General features: G+C 56.0%; 20 protein-coding genes. 15 read left to right on the top strand and 5 right to left on the bottom strand.

Features of this window, described 5'->3' with window-relative positions; genetic code table 11:
- Positions 1-8: 8 nt before the first annotated feature.
- Positions 9-680 carry a response regulator transcription factor gene (locus tag QRN33_RS19730; protein WP_123418499.1) on the bottom strand — a complete coding sequence of 224 codons (672 nt, stop codon included), beginning with the start codon at positions 678-680 and terminating at the stop codon, positions 9-11.
- 199 nt (positions 681-879) lie between these two features.
- Here QRN33_RS19730 and QRN33_RS19725 point away from each other — a divergent pair, with 199 nt between their 5' ends.
- From QRN33_RS19725 to QRN33_RS19705, 5 genes are all read left to right on the top strand, one after another.
- Positions 880-1,884, top strand: a complete 1,005-nt coding sequence (locus tag QRN33_RS19725; RefSeq protein ID WP_285409629.1) for a GlxA family transcriptional regulator — start codon at positions 880-882, stop codon at positions 1,882-1,884.
- A gap of 98 nt (positions 1,885-1,982) precedes the next feature.
- Positions 1,983-2,363 carry a response regulator transcription factor gene (locus QRN33_RS19720; protein WP_285409628.1) on the top strand — a complete coding sequence of 127 codons (381 nt, stop codon included), beginning with the start codon at positions 1,983-1,985 and terminating at the stop codon, positions 2,361-2,363.
- 67 nt (positions 2,364-2,430) lie between these two features.
- Entirely contained in the window at positions 2,431-3,447 is a 1,017-nt protein-coding gene (locus QRN33_RS19715; protein WP_350310284.1) for a phage portal protein family protein, read from the top strand.
- A gap of 1 nt (position 3,448) precedes the next feature.
- Complete coding sequence (locus QRN33_RS19710) at positions 3,449-4,165, top strand: phage head morphogenesis protein (RefSeq protein WP_285409626.1); 717 nt, start codon at positions 3,449-3,451, stop codon at positions 4,163-4,165.
- Positions 4,166-4,351: 186 nt separating this feature from the next.
- Complete coding sequence (locus QRN33_RS19705) at positions 4,352-4,993, top strand: phage virion morphogenesis protein (protein WP_285409625.1); 642 nt, start codon at positions 4,352-4,354, stop codon at positions 4,991-4,993.
- Here QRN33_RS19705 and QRN33_RS19700 read toward each other — a convergent pair.
- On the bottom strand, positions 4,955-6,193 hold the full coding sequence (locus tag QRN33_RS19700) for a S8 family peptidase (protein ID WP_206663214.1): 1,239 nt from the start codon (positions 6,191-6,193) through the stop codon (positions 4,955-4,957). The two genes, QRN33_RS19705 and QRN33_RS19700, sit on opposite strands and share 39 nt — an antisense overlap.
- A gap of 73 nt (positions 6,194-6,266) precedes the next feature.
- A complete protein-coding gene (locus QRN33_RS19695; RefSeq protein WP_130888927.1) occupies positions 6,267-6,503 on the bottom strand; it encodes a hypothetical protein in 237 nt (78 codons plus the stop codon).
- A gap of 610 nt (positions 6,504-7,113) precedes the next feature.
- On the opposite strand from QRN33_RS19695, the gene eruA reads away from it, so the two are divergent.
- The 9 genes from eruA to QRN33_RS19650 all read left to right on the top strand — a co-directional run bounded on the left by eruA (position 7,114) and on the right by QRN33_RS19650 (position 16,742).
- A complete protein-coding gene (gene eruA / locus QRN33_RS19690) occupies positions 7,114-11,130 on the top strand; it encodes an NACHT domain-containing antiphage protein EruA (protein WP_285409624.1) in 4,017 nt (1,338 codons plus the stop codon).
- A gap of 257 nt (positions 11,131-11,387) precedes the next feature.
- A complete protein-coding gene (locus QRN33_RS19685) occupies positions 11,388-12,275 on the top strand; it encodes a phage protease (RefSeq protein ID WP_285409623.1) in 888 nt (295 codons plus the stop codon).
- Positions 12,272-12,646: a head decoration protein gene (locus QRN33_RS19680; RefSeq protein ID WP_285409622.1), complete on the top strand. Its 375-nt coding sequence runs from the start codon at positions 12,272-12,274 to the stop codon at positions 12,644-12,646. The genes QRN33_RS19685 and QRN33_RS19680 overlap by 4 nt, the downstream gene beginning before the upstream one ends.
- A gap of 12 nt (positions 12,647-12,658) precedes the next feature.
- Positions 12,659-13,639 carry a major capsid protein gene (locus QRN33_RS19675; RefSeq protein WP_285409621.1) on the top strand — a complete coding sequence of 327 codons (981 nt, stop codon included), beginning with the start codon at positions 12,659-12,661 and terminating at the stop codon, positions 13,637-13,639.
- Positions 13,640-13,642: 3 nt separating this feature from the next.
- Positions 13,643-14,077, top strand: coding sequence for a gp436 family protein (locus QRN33_RS19670; protein ID WP_285409620.1), 435 nt, complete (start codon positions 13,643-13,645; stop codon positions 14,075-14,077).
- Positions 14,074-14,559, top strand: coding sequence for a Gp37 family protein (locus tag QRN33_RS19665; RefSeq protein ID WP_285409619.1), 486 nt, complete (start codon positions 14,074-14,076; stop codon positions 14,557-14,559). The genes QRN33_RS19670 and QRN33_RS19665 overlap by 4 nt, the downstream gene beginning before the upstream one ends.
- Positions 14,556-14,789: a hypothetical protein gene (locus tag QRN33_RS19660; protein ID WP_285409618.1), complete on the top strand. Its 234-nt coding sequence runs from the start codon at positions 14,556-14,558 to the stop codon at positions 14,787-14,789. Before QRN33_RS19665 ends, QRN33_RS19660 begins: the two co-directional genes overlap by 4 nt.
- Positions 14,790-14,792: 3 nt before the next feature.
- Positions 14,793-16,217 carry a phage tail sheath subtilisin-like domain-containing protein gene (locus tag QRN33_RS19655; protein WP_285409617.1) on the top strand — a complete coding sequence of 475 codons (1,425 nt, stop codon included), beginning with the start codon at positions 14,793-14,795 and terminating at the stop codon, positions 16,215-16,217.
- Positions 16,218-16,742: a phage major tail tube protein gene (locus QRN33_RS19650; protein ID WP_285409616.1), complete on the top strand. Its 525-nt coding sequence runs from the start codon at positions 16,218-16,220 to the stop codon at positions 16,740-16,742.
- Positions 16,743-16,945: 203 nt separating this feature from the next.
- On the opposite strand, the gene QRN33_RS19645 is transcribed toward QRN33_RS19650, so the two are convergent.
- Complete coding sequence (locus tag QRN33_RS19645) at positions 16,946-17,467, bottom strand: hypothetical protein (RefSeq protein ID WP_285409615.1); 522 nt, start codon at positions 17,465-17,467, stop codon at positions 16,946-16,948.
- Between the two features lie 202 nt (positions 17,468-17,669).
- Between QRN33_RS19645 and QRN33_RS19640 the strand changes: the two genes are divergently transcribed.
- The gene (locus tag QRN33_RS19640) at positions 17,670-18,038 is read left to right on the top strand and encodes a hypothetical protein (RefSeq protein WP_285409614.1); all 369 of its coding nucleotides are present in this window, start codon (positions 17,670-17,672) and stop codon (positions 18,036-18,038) included.
- A 104-nt stretch (positions 18,039-18,142) separates the two neighbouring features.
- On the opposite strand, the gene QRN33_RS19635 is transcribed toward QRN33_RS19640, so the two are convergent.
- Positions 18,143-18,853 (bottom strand): hypothetical protein, encoded by a 711-nt coding sequence (locus QRN33_RS19635; protein ID WP_285409613.1) that lies wholly within the window; start codon positions 18,851-18,853, stop codon positions 18,143-18,145.
- Positions 18,854-18,897: the final 44 nt, after the last annotated feature.

Here is an 18,897-nt window from a genome sequence, read left to right as displayed (position 1 = left end):
TGTGACGCTCAGGGGCTGCGCTGCACAGGCTCGATGCCCAGCGCTTCAGCGATACGCACCAGATCGGCCACCGAACGCGCAGCCAGTTTGCGCATGACCTGGCCGCGATGGACCTTGACCGTGACCTCGCTGAGGTTGAGTTGCCCGGCAATCTGCTTGTTCATCAGCCCGGCAATGACGAAGCCGAGCACCTCGCGCTCACGGGTGGTCAGGGTTTCGTAAGCCCGACGCAGAACGGCGCCGGAGTGTTCGGCGGCCAGCCGCGCGCGGTCGCGGGCCAACGCACTGGCCACCGCATCGAGCATGTCCTGATCGCGAAACGGCTTGGCCAGAAAATCCACCGCACCGGCCTTCATCGCCTTGACGCTCATGGCGATGTCACCGTGGCCAGTCATGAACACCACGGGGATGCGCAAGCCGTTTTTTTCCATCTGTTCCTGAAACGTCAGGCCGCTTTCGCCGCGCAGGCGCACGTCGAGCACCAGACAACCGGGTACCTCACGTTGCGCTTGCGCGAGGAAATCAGCGGCACGGTCGAAGGTCTGCACTCGCAGGCCGATCGAACGCAGCAAGCTGTCGAGCGCCTGGCGCATCGAGGCATCGTCATCGACCACATACACCACCGGTTCGCTGAGCACGCCGGGACTTTGCGCAGGGCTGGAATGCGACCACAAGGTCATGGTGTCTCCTCGGCGAGATCGCAGCACGCATTGGGCTGGTCAACAAATCTAGTTCAGGATGTCGACCGCAACCAGACACCGGCCGGACGGTCAGCGATCAGGCTATCAGTCGTGACCATTGCCGGCCGGCCAGAAACCCCTGAAAATCGGCCAGGCTGAGGCAGTCCTGCCTTCGGCGCAGCAAACAGGCAGGCCTGCGATGTCCACACGACCCTCTTTTACATCGGCCCCGCGCGACGTGGTATTCATTGCCTATCCGCGCCTGAGCCTGCTCGATCTCAGCGGTGCGCAGACCGTATTCTGGGCAGCGAGCAAGGCCTTGGCCGAGCGCGGGCAGCCGGGTTATCAACTGCACACCGCCAGCCTCACCGGCGGCTTGATCCAGACTGTCGAAGGCCTGCCCATCGATACCCAGGCGTTGAGCACACTGAACATCGCCGCACTGGACACGCTGGTCGTGCCCGGCGCGCCGGACATCTGCCAAAGCCTCGACGAGCACCGCGAACTGAGCGACTGGCTACGGGATCATGCCCACCTCGCCCGCCGCGTGGTTTCCGTGTGCAGCGGCGCCTTCCTGCTGGCGCAGGCCGGTTTGCTTGACGGCCGTCGGGCCGCCACCCACTGGGCGATGTGCGACGCACTGCGTGATCGCTTTCCCGCGATTGAGGTGGATGCCGATGCGATTTTCATTCAGCAAGGCAACGTCTGGACTTCGGCCGGAGTGACCGCCGGCATCGATCTGGCGCTGGCGCTGGTCGAGGCCGATTGCGGCCGCGAAGTGACGCTGCAGGTCGCGCGTGAACTGGTGGTTTACATCAAACGTCCCGGCGGTCAGGCGCAATACAGCACGCTGCTGCAATCGCAGGCGCAGGACGGTTCGCTGTTCGATGATCTGCACCTGTGGCTGATGGAGCGGCTCGGCGATCCCAACCTCACCGTGCAACGTCTGGCCGAGCAAGCCGCGATGAGCCTGCGCAACTTCACTCGGGTCTACAAAGCGCACACCGGGCGCACGCCGTCAAAAGCGCTTGAGCTGTTTCGCCTCGAAGCCGCCAAACGCCTGCTGGAAAACTCCCCGCACAAAATCGAACGTATCGCCCGCCTCTGCGGCTTCAGCGACGAAGAACGTCTGCGCGCCTGCTTCCAGCGCCATCTGTCGATTTCCCCCCGCGACTACCGCAGCCGCTTCAGCCGCGAAGGCTGAGCCGCTATACCTAGGTATAGTTTTGCCCGCTGGCCATCGGCGTATGGTGCAAGAACGACAGGAGTCACCCCAGCTCGGCCGCCCGGCCCGGGAGCGTTATGCACAAGACGTACGTCATCGCGGTGGTGGACGACGACGAGGCCATGCGCACGTCGCTGAGCAGCCTGCTGCGAGCGTCGGGTTATCGAGTGCTCGGCTATGCGGGGCCGTCGGATTACCTTGAATCGGATGGGCCGGAGCAGACTGATTGTCTGATTTCCGATATTCAGATGCCGGGCATGACGGGTTTGCAGATGCATGCTGCGCTGCAGGCTCGAGGCTGGGGGATGCCGGTGATTTTTGTGTCGGCGCATGCGGGCGATTTGCCTTGCGACAAGTCCCGAGCGACTGATGTCGTTGTCTGCCTGCGTAAACCCTTTGCGGCGGACGAGTTAATTGCCTGGGTTGAGGTTGCACTGCGTAAATCTGAAAACACTTGATAAGGCCGTCAGCGCATTGAATTGCCTGTCGCCTGGATTTATCGACCCATAATCGACTTGGTCGATCATGTCGATGTATGACAGAAGACAACACGCTCGGCTCCCTGTTGGGGAGAGACAACGCTTCATCGTCGCCCGCCAAGACGCCACCTACGCCAACCCCTACGGCTTCCCGGACCTGAGCATGTGCTTTTGGCCGGCGACCTTCATGCGCGGCGGCTTGAAATTCTGGGTTCAATTCACCGAGAAATACGGCAGCCCTTGGGTCATCGGCAAACACCCGCGCGGCGCCAACGACGAAGAAACCGACCTGCTACTCGACAGCCTCGAAGCCATGGTCCAGGACGCCGTCGCTGCGATCCCGGATGATGCCAGCGTGCAAATCATCGAAGCCGCCGGCAAAGCCGGCAGCGCCGACGTCTACCGCCAACTGCTCGAATACTGTCGCAGCGAAATCAACGTCGCCATGCTCGGCCAAAACCAGACCACCGAAAAAGACAGCAACCGCGCCAGCGCCACTGCTGGCGCCGAAGTCACCCACGACATCCGCGACGGCGACGCCGGCATCGTCGCCGCCGCACTCAACGCCTGTATTCGCCACGTCGTCGACCTCAACTTCGGCCCCCACGTCGCCGCGCCGAACTATCAGCTGTGGCAACAGGAAGAAATCGACAAAAGCCTCGCCCAGCGCGACAAAGCCCTCACCGAATCCGGCGTCAAATTCAGCAATGCCTACTGGCAACGCACCTACAACCTGCAAGACGGCGACCTGCGAAAAACGCCGACCGTCACCGGCTCGCCCGCATTCAGCGAGTACCAAAGTCATTCCGCACTCGACCAGCACGCCCTCGACCAAGCCATCAATGGTCTGCCAGCCAACGTCCTCCAACAACACAGCCAACACACCGTCGCGCCGTTGATCGCTCCGCTTGAGCAAAGCCCGACCGACGCCGACGCGCTCGGACGGCTAGCCGAGGCCAACCCCCACATGGACACCCAAGCGTTGGAACAACACTTGGCCCGGCTCATCTTCATCGCCAACACCTGGGGCCACCTCAGCGCCACCGCCGAGCGGGAAGACTGACATGGCCAAACACACCCTCAACCCCAGCCACCTGCAAGCCATCTTCGGCCTCGAACCCGCCAACGCCATCGCCTACCTGCACGCCAAGGGCTACGCCACCACCTGGCATTGGCAAGACCTGCTCGACCAGGCCCACCACCAAGCCTTCACCGTCGCCAAAGTCATGCGCCTGGACCTGCTTTCCGACATCCGCGCCGCGCTGGAAACAGCCCTGCAACAAGGCCAGACCCTCAAACAATTCACCGCCAACCTCACACCCGCGCTGCAAGCCCAAGGCTGGTGGGGGCAAACAAATCATCGTCGACGCAGGCGGCACCGCCCAACCCGTCCAACTCGGCAGCCCGTGCCGCCTCAAAACCATCTACCAAACCAACCTGCAAAGCGCCTACATGCCGGCCGCAAAACCAGCATGGAAGCCGCCGCTGCCACCCACCCGCACTGGATGCTCGTCTCCATCATCGACAGCAAAACCCGCCCCAGCCACCGCGCCATGCACGGCCAGGTCTTCCACCACGACGACCCCATCTGGCAAACCATCTACCCACCCAACGGCTTCAACTGCCGCTGCCGCGTCATCGCCCTGACCGCAGCCGCCGTCCAACTCCGAGGCCTCACCATCCAGACCAGCCACGGCAAAACCTTCACCAAAACCTTGGAAACAGGAGTCGCAAGCACACCGGCGAAACCCGAACCGCCACCCTCACCGGCATCCGCCTGACCAACGCCCAAGGCCATGAATTTACATTCCACCCAGACTCAGGCTTCAACCACGCACCCGGCACAGGCCGAATCAAGCCCTAAAGCAAGCCACCGCCCCACACATGACCAACTGACCCGCCCCAAAGCCTCTGTGGGAGCGAGCCTGCTCGCGAAAGCGGACCATTGCCCAAAACACAGGCCCCCCATGCTCACCATCGAACTAAATCACCAACGCTTACAACAAACCCTCAACCAAATCGAAGACGCCATCGGCGACCTGACCCCGCTGATGCAAGCCATCGCCGCCGAACTCGCCAGCCAAACCGAAGAAAATTTCGAACACGAAGGCCGCCCCGAATGGCCCGAACTCTCCGATGTCACCACTGAGAGGCGGGCAAAACAGGGGCATTGGCCGGGGCGGATGCTGCAGGTCAGCGCGGGAGGGTTGGCGGCGTCGATCGTCACGCATGCGACCGATAGTTCGGCCGTCGTGGGCAGTAACAAACCGTATGCGGCGATGATGCAATTCGGAGGCGAGCAGGCGAGTTTTCCAAACCCATGGGGGGACGTGCCAGCTAGGCCCTATTTACCTATGGATGCCTCAGGCTTGCTTCAAGCCGAAACCGATCGTTCCATCCTCGAACATGCGCTGAACCATCTTCAGGCTGCAACGCGCCATAACTTATTAAACAGCACCTACGCTTTCTCGGCGGCATTCAAAGTGGGCGCCTCATTAAAGTTTAGAACCCTCGCATGCTCTTTACACACAAAAAGCTCGGCAGCTATCCAACCAGCGAACACTCTGTCGTCAAGGAGCCTTGACGAGCCCTGTTCCGACATCGAGTAAGTCGAAACCAGGCACGAAAACATTATTGGCCGCATTCCCCACCAACCGGCCGATGAGAGCGGAATAATTATACCCACCCTTGCTTCTCAACTCCTCGATCCAAAGTGCCGCCACTCCGGCTACGTGGGGAGTCGCCATGCTAGTGCCGCTGAGTTTTTTGACACCACCGCCAACTTTTGCAGAAAGAATACCCACACCCGGTGCGGCAACGTTGGAGCCCACATTTGAGAATGAGGCGATGTCGAAGTGTGGTCCATCGCTGGTCTGCGTGAGTGCAGCGACGGAAACAATCCCTTCAGCAACTGCCGGTGGGCTGACGCCGACCTCAAATTCCGGATTAACATCTTTTCTGCTTTCATTTCCGGCTGCGGCCACGATAAGGATTTTCCTGCTTCGCATCAAAGAAGCAAGTCGATCAAACAGAATCACATTAGCGCGATAACCCTCTAGTGCACGAGAGACTGCCAACTCGATTGGAAGCACTTTTTCCAACTGCTTAACTTTTCCAGGATAATCAATCCCTAATGACATGGAGATAATATCTGCGCCTTGCTCGGCAGCCCATTGGATTGCATTTACGACCTGCTCGCTATCACCACCTCGAACGCCTATGACTTTCGCAATTAACACTCTATCGATCCCCGTCGCCACGCCTATACGGCCATACTCACCGTCCCGTCCACAAATAGTGCCCGCGCAATGCGTGCCATGGCCATTTGCATCGGTAACGTCATCCTCAGCACCGTCTTCGGTAAAATTTCTAACGACGAATTCAATCCCATGGAACGCCGGGTGATCCAAGTCAATACCAGTGTCGAGTATCGCAATGGTTACGCCTTTTCCAGAGTAAGCTGAACCAATTGCACCAACAGCTGTAACTCCCCAAGCCACAGAATTTCTTGTCAATACCTCATCCAGAGCCGGGATGTCGAGTGGACCGATAAGTTGCATTGGCATGACTGGCGCGATAGCAAGAGTCTTAGGATCGTTTTTTATATTTTCTACATCACGAATAGTCAGATGGTCTGCATCAAAACCCCAATCAACTTTTTCTAATACATCAAAGGTTTGAGAGGTTCCGAAGTCAAACACCTTACGATTATCGATAGAATTTTTTTGCTTTTCGTCCAGCACTATATCGGTTTGAATGACGACCTGCTTTTCAGAAAAGCCGAGGCCGTACTGGGAGTCTCTGATCATGGATAATTGCTCCTCAAAGCATGAACGACCGCTCGAGAGCTGAAAGACGGGCCGCAAAATGCGGCCGTCCTATTCAGCAGCCTTTGTGTTTAAACCAAGCTTTTGCAGCCATCAGAACACCTTGGCCAGCTAGCTTTCCGAATACACTTGGAATGAGGCCGGTCAGCGTCTGGAGAAATCCAAGAATAAGCTCCTTATTATTGCAAAGTGACTCTGCGCTAATGTCCGCAGGCAGCATGTCGCCTTGACTATCTATTGCAGCCTTCATTTCTTTGTCAATCTGGTTAATTGCTTCTTGTGAAAGTTCCATGAGTGCTCCTTTTTTATTTAAATTACCGAATCGTAACAGTCAGATGTTGCGGGCATTAGTATGGATCCAACTCAGCAGTGCGCTTCCGAAATCGCTATATTTTTTCGTTATAATGGATAGTTCGCATTCGTCCGTGGTGTCGACAGACATTAAATGCTTGATTAATAAAGAAGGAGTGAAGCGCTGAAGATACCCCAGCAATGGAAAGTGTCTCTTTTACTTAACACTTTAGCCGAGCTGACGATTGGTAGAGAATTTTGATATAGGTTTGGATACGTTGCGAAGCTAGCTATGCTTCGGTTTCTCGATAGTTAAAGTACATCCATCGCGCCAGCACAGAAAGTTTGTTTGCTGAGTGCAGAAGCTATTTTCAATTGTTTTTATGCCGGCAGAGATATGTTGCCAATGCAGCTTCACTACTTGTCTCGCCGCTTTATCTTAAATCCTTATTAAGAACGCCACTACTCCAACTAAATTTTACGCCATGAACCCACACCTAGACGAAAAGAGCTAATATCGTCTGAGGATGTGTCAGATTTCTCTGCAGCTCACAAATAACTGGCGCCGTAATTTTGGTGCTCTCTACACACAACAGCAAGAATTTCTCACTATGAGTTCTAATCTCTATCTCCCGCGCAGACTTACCAACCAAGACCAAACCTACAGTGAAGAAGCGTTATTGGCTGCTTCGAATTACGTCGTTGTCTTGGCTGAGCCCGGTGGTGGAAAAACTGAGCTCATGGGGAGCTTGGCTCAGAAATTGGGCACCTCTGTCGTTACCGCAAATAAATTCAAACGAGTAGGCACCGATGTAGAAGGCTCTGCGCTTGTAATCGATGCTTTTGACGAGCTGGCAAAAATCGATCAAACAGGCATCCACGATCTCTTGGCCAATGCCAGTAAAGCTAGGCCGACGTGCGTGATAATTTCGAGCAGATCCAGCGAATGGGGCACCGCGGCCACCAGTGCATTCGAGGAGTATCTTGGGTTCTCACCGCTCGTGGTAAGGCTAGTTGAGTTTGAGGAAGCGGAACAGGAACAAGTGTTTCATCACCATGCTCCAGGTCAAGACTTCGCAGCGTTCCAAGCGGAAGTGGAAAGATTTGACTTGGCCGCGCTCCTGCCCAATCCCCAGTTCTTGAAAATGTTTGCAGACGCGTACATAGAGAGCGGTAGTCGATTCACCGACAAGAGAAATATATTCTCCCAAGCAGTCGAACGTTTGGCGAAGGAGGCCAATGCCACGGTATCAAGGGCCAGCCAGCCCCTTTCGATCACACAAAAAATTGATTTGTCGTCTGAGGTGTTCGCCAAGCTTCTGCTGTCAGGGGCAGAAGGTATCGGAACGAGCGAAGCAACGGCGGACCGAATCTACCCACTGCTTACGTCCTTGTTTGAGAGCCCAACCGCAGCTGAAGGCATCCTGGCAACACGGCTTTTCAAACCTGGGGACACCGCAGATCAGCATCGCCCGGTTCACAAGATTGTCGCTGAATACTGTGCCGCGGATTACTTGGCCAAGCGCATAGCTGATCCGTCTGACCATCTGACGATTCACAAATGCTTACCCATCATTGCACCTAACTCCACAGTCCGGGACGAACTCAGGGGTCTGCTGGGATGGTTAGCCGCGCTAGGCAACAGGTCTATTCAGGAGACAGCGATTGAACTTGATCCCTACGCAGTGCTCGCGAACGGTGACCCGTCTCAACTTCATCACTCCTCGAAGCGCCTGCTCATACAGTGCTTAAAAGAAGTTGAAACGAGAGATCCTTATTTTCGACGGGGTGACTCGTGGCGTCGGTTCAGTGCAGCTGGCTTTTTTACCGAAGATGTCCTGAAAGAAATTAAGCCTCTTCTTGCTCCAGGTCTCGACGGGCATTTGCGCGATCTGGTCCTCGAATTACTGGTGGGGTCACCGGCAACAGAACATCTGACAGATGAACTGCGTCAGCTCGTCTTGACGTCTGACCAAAGCGAACATACCCGCCTACTCGCCAGTAGCTGTTTGCTTGAACTGAATAATTATGATCATCATCCAGATATTGATATCCTAACAACGGAGGCTACTAGCGCGTCCTTAAAAGTCGCAACGAATATTATAACGACGCTGGGCCCGGATATTTTTGGGGCTACTTACTTGTCGAATTTCTTTAAAGCGTGTACGAAGCTTTACCCCGTGCCGATAGATCAACTGGCGCGAACAGTTGGTACGAGCTATTTCATCAGAAAGCTAATTGAAATATTAGATCCAAGCTTAATTGAGCTGTTACTTGATGAACTGTCTCTCTCAGCAATTTGTACTTGCGGTAAAGAGCGTTACGAATGCAGCTGTCGAGACGCCATAAGCAAAATAATTGGCTTAATGCTTGATAGTTATTTCGAATTAGCTTCTGCGCCTTTCGATCCTCCGCGCGTTTGGCAGTGGCTTAAGAATCTAAATTTTCCTCATCATCAAGTGGCCAGCCATAGTGCTGCAGTGAGGACACTCCAAAGTGATGATGCCCTACGACAAGGAATCATAGCTCATGTTTTTGGAGACTTGATCGACAGAGACGTGATATTCGAGACAAGAATAGAAAATTTTGAGATGTACTCTCATTCAGGCTTGCAACTCCAATATCGTGATCTCGAATTCATTATTGATCTAGCATTTTCGAGCGACAATACATCACTTTGGGCATCCTTTATGGCTGCACATCAACGTTATCGCTATAAAACGGAGCGAGGGTCGGATCCCCTAAGGCGACACATGCGTGAACAAGCGTTGGAGAAGCCCCTGTTTATGAAGGAATGGGTAAGATCCAACAGAGCATATAAGCAAATTTCTGATAAAGCTCGATTTCCGCGACTGAATCGCAAAGTCAAACGTAGACAGCGGCAACGAGATGAACGGCGTGCCGCGCGCATCCAATATTACCAAGACAATCAAGCGCTCATTCAAAGCGGTTGCGATTGGCAGAGCCTGTTTCACTTTGCCCAACTAACTCTAACGCGACCAGAGCAAATTGAGGAAAGCGTAGGTGACGAGAAGCTCGTCCGAACCGCCCTCAGAAATTGCCTTGGATTCATTGATTCATTGATTCCTGAATTAGCAAAATTTGCAGAGTTACAATGTTCGGGGAAAATTCTACACGCTGAAATGGTTTTGTTAGCGGCATGCCTAGAGATCATGCGCAGTGAAGGGAGCCTAGAGAGCGTAGATATCCGCTTGTTAACCGCACTACGAACCAGTATTGATCGCCACTACAGCTCGGTTATCGAGGAGGATCGGAATGCGCTAAAGGCTGAGATCGACAGGCTAATTTTTGTTGCGGGAACGAGTGCTGAGAGCTACTTACGCGAGTACTTGGAGCCGCAACTGGCTCAGAAAGCCTGCAAGCACCCAGATGTGTGGCTTTTGCGCCGCGACGAAATTTTCAGTCATTTAAGAGCAGATCTTTCGATAGAATGGCTCGGGCGATTTGCTGACTTAGCTATCGACCCGATGGACACGCTTTTTGAAGTTGCCGCTGAGTTTGGTGATCGTCGCGCTCTTATTGAAATAATTTCAAAAAAATGTGCGGGTTTTATGCTCGACTGGCCGACGCTCACGACCGATGAAGACCTTGAGCAAAAGCGCATATTCTGGTTGGTTCGTGCATTTTATTTTATTGAAGAAACCCCAAATCAATATTGGAATTGGTTGAAATCTGATAAAGACAATGTGTTCACACTTAATGCTCATTCCGGTCGCTTTAATCGAAGCGATCACTCAGCCTGGCCTGTACTCACCGCAACCAAAATTGAAACCATCCTTGATGGCTTTATTGATAAGTGGCCTAAGGTCCATCTGCCGAGTAGTTGGGGCTCAGAAAGCCCGAAAGACGAAGTGGCATATCGTTTCTTAACTGATATGATTGGGATGCTATATGCATGTGATATCGACGAATCAATTATAGTCTTAAAACGGCTTTTGGCAGATACGCGTTTTGTTGACATGTGCGGCGACCTAAAAAGCTTGCTAGCTGGAAAAATCAGGCAAAAAGCTCTCAGAGATTTCGAGCCACCCACACCAGATGAGATCGTAAATCGACTTGATCGCGATGCAGTCGTGAACGTGGAGGGTTTGCGCCAACTCGTCCTCCAAGAGCTTCAGGACTTTCAGAAAGCCATAGACGGTGGGGAGTTCAACCCCGCAGACCGGTTTTACAACGGCGGCGTACGATTGGGCGAGGTCAAGGCCACTGAAGTCATTGCCGAACGTCTGGATTTAACGCTTAAGACACAAGGCATCACGATTACGTCGGAGCACCAGATGAAAAGTGAAAACCGCAGCGATTTTACTGCCGCCAAATTCATTGGCGGTAAAAGAAGATTGCTGGTGGTCGAGGTAAAGGGGCAGTGGCATAGAGAGCTATACACGGCCGCAGGTGCACAACTCTATGATCGTTACTCAATTCACCCAGACGCAGAGCAACAGGGCATTTACCTCGCGATCTGGTTCGGCCCTCTTGAAAAGGTCGCCGGTCTTAAAAATACAACTATAAATACTGCGCAAGAACTAAAAGCGAGCATCCAACAGACGCTGCCACCAGAACTGGTTGGACTGATCGATGTTTTCGTTTTGGATGTTTCGAAGACCTAATCCGGCACCGCGAAAAAGAGAGCGAAGGCTAATCACAACAGGCCGAGAAGGCTCATAACACCGTGCTCCCCGCAACCGCTCAAGGTTGCGCGGGGCATCAGCGGTAAATGCTTTATAAACAAGCAGGCCGCCATACGCGTACGTAGTTTCCGCCACATCATCAGCAATCCACGCAGTCCACCCTTTAAATCCGATTAAAAGCCCAAACCCATCATCAAGCCCAAGCTCTGCATATCTCCCCAACGCAGCGCTAAACCATGAACCCCCTCCACATATTCAAACCCGGCCTCCACACCGCCTCCTGCGGCACCACCCTAAACTTCACCGCCTCCGACCTGTCCGCCACCGTAGCCGCCTACAACCCAACCCTCCACGAAGCCCCCTTAGTCATCGGCCACCCCCAACACGACGCCCCCGCAGCCGGCTGGGTCCAATCCCTCAGCGCGACACCTGAAGGCCTGATCGCCACCCCGCAACAAATCGATCCGACCTTCGCCGAGCAACTGGCCGCCGGCAGCTACAAAAAGATCTCCGCGTCCTTCTACCACCCAACCGCGCCTAACAACCCCGTGCCCGGCGTCTACTACCTGCGCCACGTGGGCTTCCTCGGTGCCCAGCCGCCGGCGGTCAAAGGCCTGCGCCCGATCGAACTCGCCGAAGCAGAGCCTGGCGTCATCCTATTCAGCGAAGGCGCGCCAGCCGCCCCAGCACCGGCACCTCAATCTATTCCGCAAGCGCCGCCGATCACGGCCCCCGACACCGACACCCTCCAAGCCGAGAACCTGCGCCTGAAGACCGAACTAGCCCAACGCGACCAGTCCGCACGGGTTGCTGTGCAGCAGGCCGTCCACACCGCCAGCGTCGCCTACGCCGAGCAGCTCGTTGCCGCTGGCATGAAGCCGCTGCACGCGCCGGTGGTCATCGCCACCCTCGATGCCGCGCAGCTCAGTGCAACGCCGTTGCACTTTGGTGAGGGCGAGCAGCGTCAGCCGTTGAGCGATGGTCTCAAAAGCCTGTTCAAAGACCTCACCGGCGCCATCAGCTTCAGCGAGGTCGCCACCTTGCAGCGCGCCGGCCAGACCGCCTCGCAAAGCACCAACCCGTTGCTGGCCGATGCGGAAGCCCGCACCCAGCGGGGGCAATGACTGTGGCCACTTTCAACCAGCCCAAAGACCTTGGCGACTTGCTGCTGGTGCAAGTCAGCCCCGGGTGGAGCAAAGACCGCGTCACGTTGTTGGGCGGCAGTGATTACCCCTTGGGCCAAGTGCTCGCCAAGGTTGCCCACAAGTACCAGGCCCTCGACCCCAGCGGTGCGGGGCCGGCGAAAAAAGCCGTGGCTGTCTTGGCCGAACGCGTCGACGCCAGCGCCGGCGATGCGCCCGCCGTGGTCATCGCCCGTGGCGCTGTCGTTGCGCGGGCAGAACTGGTTTGGCCGGCCGGCATCACCGAGCCACAACAAACCGCCGCCCTCGACGAGCTCAACGCCCTGGGCATCGTCGCCCGCGCCACCCTTTAACGGAGCCACCCCATGAACCTGCAAGACCTCTTCACCGTCGCCAACCTGACCGCCGCCGTTAACAAACTCCCGGCCATTCCCGGCAAGGTCGGCGCCATGGGCCTGTTCGACGAAAAAGGTGTCACCAGCACCAGCGTCATCATCGATGAGCGCGAAGGCCGTTTGGTCCTGGTGCCTAACACCTCACGCAACGACGATCCCGCGCCGGTCAAAGGCAACAAACGCAAGCGCCGCACCTTCGAAACCCTGCACCTGCCCATCAGCCGGCCACTGCTGCCCAGTCAATTGCAGGGCATCGCCGCCTTCGGTCAGGAGAGCGCCACCGCGCCCATGGCCACTGTCATCAACGACCACCTGCAAGACCTCAAAAACAGCATCGAAACCACGCGCGAATTTCAGCGCGTCGGCGCACTGCGCGGCAAACTGCTCGACGCCGATGGCTCGGTGCTGTTCGACCTGTTCGATGAGTTTGCCGTCGAGCAAAAGAGCGTTACCGTCGCCCTCAGCAGCGCTGGTACCAACGTGCGCAAAGCCTGTCTCGACGCCAAGCGTCACGCCGAATCCAAACTCGGCTGCGTCATGGTCACCGGGTTTCGCTCGTTCTGTGGGCCGGACTGGTTCGACGCCTTCACCGACCACGCCAAGGTCAAAGAAGCCTTTGCCCACTACCAAGAGGCACAAGACCGGATCGGCGGTGACCTGCGCTCAGGCTTCACCTTCGGCGGCATTGAGTTCATCGAATACGACGTCACCGTCAGCGGCCAGCGCTTTATCCCGGCCGACGTCGCCCAGGTCTTTCCGGTTGCGCGCGGTGTCTTCCGTCTGTTCAACGCGCCGGCCAACTACAACGAAACCGTCAACACCCTCGGCCAGCCGTTCTACAGCAAGGCTGAGCCGCGCAAAATGGGCAAAGGCTGGGACCTCGAAGCCCAGGCCAACCCGCTGGCCCTTTGCTTGTTCCCCGAAGCACTGGTCGAATTGAAGGCGGGTTGAGCCATGCGCTATTGCACCCGCGAAGACCTCGGCAACGCCATTCCCTTGATGACATTGACGCAGCTGTCCAACGACGACCCGGGCGCGCGCCAGCCCGACGAACACGTCATCGCCAGCAGCGTGCGCCAGGCCGAAGAACTGGTCGACGGCTACCTGCGTGGCCGCTACCACTTGCCACTCGATCCGGTGCCCACTGTCCTGCGCGATGCCGTCATCTACCTAGCGCGCCACTGGCTCTACCAGCGCCGCCCCGAAGGCGCCTTGCCCGACGCGGTCATCAGCGCGCGCAAAGACACGCTCAAACTGCTCGAAAGCATCCGCGACGGCATCGTCACCCTTGGCCTGCCCACGGGACACGCCGTGCCGGAGCCCGGTGAGATCCGCGTGCGCGCACGTCCGCAACAATTCACCGCACAGGTCTGGGAGGGCTACCCATGACCGCAGCGCCCAACACCCAAACCGAACAACTCATGGACGCCATGCTCGGCCGGCTGCAAACCGACTTCGGCCAGCAACTCATCGTCGAACGTTTCCCCGAGAACCCCCAGCAATACCGCCTCAACCACCCCCGCGGCGCCGTCCTCCTGGCCTACGGCAAATCCACCTTCGGCCACACCGAAAGCCTCGACGCCACCGTCCAGGCCCGCCAGATCGTCCTGCGCCTGACCCTCATCTTTCGCCAACTCAACGGCACCGACGGCGTCATCAGCCACCTCGACCAACTGCGCGCCAGCCTCACCGGGTGGTGCCCGCCACACACCGACCAAGCCTGCCGTCCGCTCGCCGAACACTTCATCGGCCACAGCAACGGCGTCTGGCAATACGCCCAGGACTACGCCACCCGCGCCACCCAACTGCAAGCCGCCCCCGACCAGCATGGGCCCTTACTCAAACACCCTGAATTCGAGCAAACCCCGTGACCCTCACGCGCTATCGCTACAACGGCCCACCCAGCGGCGTCTCGCTGCGCCTCGACAACACCCAGCCATCGCTCGACGTGCAACTGCACCCCGGCGAGCCCGTCGAACTGCCCGCCGACCACGACTACACCCGCGTCTTGCTCGCCCTCAACCACCTGCAACCGCTGCCAGCCCACACAAGACCGGCCGGCAAAACGCCCAAGCCACAGCCGCCCGCTAAGGACGAATAAGCCATGCCCGCCAACTACCTGCACGGCATCGAAACCACCGAAATCGAGCGCGGCCCGCGCCCCATTCGCGTCGTCAAATCCGCCGTCATCGCCCTGGTCGGCACCGCGCCCACCGGCCCCATCAACGAACTGACCCTGTGCCTCAATGACACCCACGCCGCCCAGTTCGGCCCACACACCACCGGCCACAGCATCCCCGAAGCCCTGCAAGGCATTTATGACTTCGGCGCCGGCACCGTGCTGGTCGTCAACGTCCTCGACCCGGCCATCCACCACAGCACCGTCACCGGACAACGCAAACAGTTCGCCGACAACAACCCACTGCAACTCGAACACACCGCGCTGCAACAACTGCAACTGATGCCCGCCGAAGGCACCGACGCCTACCAGCCAGGCACCGACTACACCGTGTCCTTGGAAACCGGCCAAATCACCCGACTCGCCACCGGCACCATCCCCACCAACGCCCCCATCAAAATCGACTACACCTACACCGACCCCGCCAAAGTCACCGCCGCCGACATCATCGGCAGCCTCGACCAAGCCGGCCGACGCACCGGCCTCAAAGCCTTTCAAGACAGCTACAACCGCCTGGGCTTCTTCCCCAAACTCTTCATCGCCCCAGGCTTCAGCACCCTGAAACCCGTCACGGCAGAACTGACCGTCGCCGCCAGCCAAGTCGGCGGCGTCGCCTACATCGACGCCCCCATCGGCGCCACCGTCCAACACGTGCTAGCCGGGCGCGGCCCGGCCGGCGACATCAACTTCAACACCAGCAGCGATCGCGTGCGCCTGTGCTACCCCCACGTGCGCGTCTACGACGCCGCCAGCAACGGCGAACGCCTGCAACCGCTGTCCATCCGTGCCGCCGGCCTGCGCGCCAAAATCGACAACGACCACGGCTACTGGTGGAGCAGCTCCAACCAGCCACTGCTCGGCGTCATCGGCCTCGAACGCCCATTAACCGCACGCATCGACGACCCCCACAGCGAAGTTAATTTGCTCAACGAAAACGGCATCACCACCGTCTTCAACGCTTACGGCACCGGCCTGCGCCTGCGGGGCAACCGCACCGCCGCATGGCCCAGCGTCACCCACATGCGCAACTTCGAAAACGTACGCCGCACCAAAGACGTCATCGACGAATCCATCCGCTACAGCGCCTTACAGTTCGTCGACCAGCCCATCACCACCGCGCTCATCACCAGCCTCACCGAAAGCGTCAACCTGTTCCTGCGCAAACTCATCGGCGACGGCGCCTTGGTCGGCGGCGAATGCTGGTACGACCCGGCGCGCAACCCCAGCACCGAACTCGAACAGGGCCACGCACTGTTCAACTACAAATTCACCGTACCGCTACCGTTCGAACGCGGCACCTTCGAAACCGAAATCACCGGCGACTACCTCGTCAACCTGGGAACCGTATAAATGGCAGGCTTCAGCGCACACCGCATCTCCAACGCCAACCTCTACCTCGATGGCGCCAGCTACTTTGGCAAGTGTGAAGAGATCGACTTGGGCACCATCAAAACCGTCATGAGCGACTTTCAAGGGCAGGGCATGGTCGGGCTGATTGAATTGCCGGATGGCATCGACAAACTGGAAGGGAAAATCACTTGGAACAGCTTGTATGTGGAGGCCGCCAGGAAGCTGGTGACGCCGTTCAAGAGTGTGCAGTTGCAGTGCCGGTCGAATGTGCAAGTGTTCAACAATGGCGGGCTGGTGAACGAGGTGCCGCTGGTGACGACCATGACCATCACCGGGAAGGAGTACCAGTTGGGCACGCATAAACCGCGGAATCCGACCAAGTACGAGACGCCGTTTTCGGCGACGTACGTGCGGCAGATGATCAATGGTGAAGAGGTGGTGTTGTTGGATTATTTGGCGAATTTTTTTCGGGTGGGGGGTGAGGATCAGTTGGGGAGGTACAACAGGAATCTGGGAGTTTCTTGATAGATGACAGACAGGCCGCTTGCGAAAGCGGCCTTCTTTCTTCAAACATGGCGGGCACTCGCCCTATGCAGCTTCATCGGTCTCTAGGTGGACGAGCTGGCGGTGGCGGAGGCCGATCACTAGGTCGAGGGACGTCGTGTCGAATATTCCGCATTGGTGGTGGCGGTGGTGGTGGTGGCTTTGGCGGCTCTGACATATATCACCTACGTATGGTTAGCGATAAAAAATGGGATGAATGAAGCGATAGCAAACGTAGCACTGAGTGCAACGTACTTTGAGAGCTGATCAATTTCGTTGGAGCGTTGATCATTATTTGTGGCATTGATAGTGGCGCCTTCAACATAGTAATCGTAGATTACCTTCTCGAAATAGCTATTCAGGCCGTCCTCATCAGTGCCGAAATACGGCTTCAGTTGTCCTTGAAAGTGGTCTTCAAGCCGCTTTAATACCGGTATGACATAGTCATATTCGCCACGTATCCACGCCTTCCGGAAATGCCACAAAGCTAGCACAAACGCGACAAAGGCCCAGTCGTAGAACACCCAGAAAAAAACGTAGGGCCAATCGTCGCCTGAAGGGGGTTTGCTCAGAAGAAATCCGAAGAAAGTCAGTAATCCAACAATCATACCTAGCGGCAAGTTAAGCCTTGCGAGAAGTTTGTCCTTGCGGTCCAGTTCGTGGAAATACAGTTTTTCGTACAGCCCAAACCTGCCTTGTTCGTCCATTACGTCATCCAACTCCTAAGCAACCAAAGTCATCTCTGTGGTGCGGGCTTCGTGCCCATGCGCCGAGCTCAAATGGAACCGAATCACACGGTATCTCAAATAAAAAATGGCTTTCCTAGTCATGGGGCCACGAGCTAGCCTACCCTCGGAACTGGCGTTCTGCCAGCTCCACACTGAAATTTGAAAAAAAGGTATCACTATTATGGACTTAAGAGTTGCTGAAGTAAGAGCTCAAGGTGATGAAACGAAAGAAGAAGTAGTCATTCGCGTTAAAAACGACTGTAATCTCGCAGGCTACATGATTTTCGATGAAACCTTCAAAAGTGACGGTACCGTGAGCAACAAGCATCGCCATGTTTTCATCTTCCCAGACTGGGAAGTAAAAGAAGACGATCATATTTTTGTTAGAACTCGCGTTGGTAAGGATGCGAAGGGAAAAACTAAGCAAGGCACTCCTGCCCATTACTTCTATTTTGGTCTGAATAGCCCAGTCTGGAATGAAGAGGGAGATAAAGTTCATCTGATCAAGATTGAAAAATCTATCGAATTTAGAGTATCGAGAGTGGTGTAGGTACTAATAGGTTGGCAGGATGAACCCCAGCACACGGGGAGTCGTCCTTGCCTTAGCCTAGCTCTCACTGGGTGGCATCGGCATTTCCAAACCAAACTGGAATATTAAGATTTTAATTTTGCTGCAGCCTTATTAGATTTGCGACCGGACAAAATTTCTGCAATCAGTCTGTCTGGATCCGCCACTTCAAATTTTAATCGCTGCCATTCTTTCTTTAAGATTATTTTCGTGCTAGCCGCCGATCGCTCTAGACTGTTTTCGATAGAGTCAAACAGGCCTTGATTGGAGTAAGTTCCTTTAAGTGCGGCCAAAGCCAAGTCTTTCATATTCAATCGAAGATTGCCTAGCAACGCGCTGAGTTCCAAGTGTGTACACTCCTCATTATTCAGTCGTAAAATTATTCGCATGTATAGCTGATGATGCTCGCTATCTCGCCCCGAATTATCGTTAATAAATCTAATCCGCAGCGATTCACAGACATTAAGTACGTCGGATGGGTCGCGATTTGGGTTCTCGTCGTACTCGGCTCCGCATTTCCAATAAAGCTGCTTCCATGCCTCCGCAATTTCTAGCGATAGTGAAAGGTATCGAGATGCATCATTACGCAGATCATCGATCCACTTTTGACGTTTGTCGGCGATAAATGTCGAGGCCGATCGAGCGTTTGATAGTCGTTGCACGCCGAGTAGTCTCTGAGCGTTCAAAATACTCACAATCGCTGCAATAAGCGATGTCACCAAACTCAAGGTCACGGTCAATCCAATCGTGGAAATTCCGTTGAGAAATGCCCATATGTTTGAGAAGAAATCAGTCATTATTGTGCTCTTGGGGAGACAGTTTCGCCTCAACTAGTGGGTGT

This window comes from Pseudomonas sp. FR229a, assembly GCF_030209115.1.
Lineage (GTDB): Bacteria > Pseudomonadota > Gammaproteobacteria > Pseudomonadales > Pseudomonadaceae > Aquipseudomonas > Aquipseudomonas moraviensis_A.
This window is presented reverse-complemented; position numbering and strand designations above follow the sequence as displayed.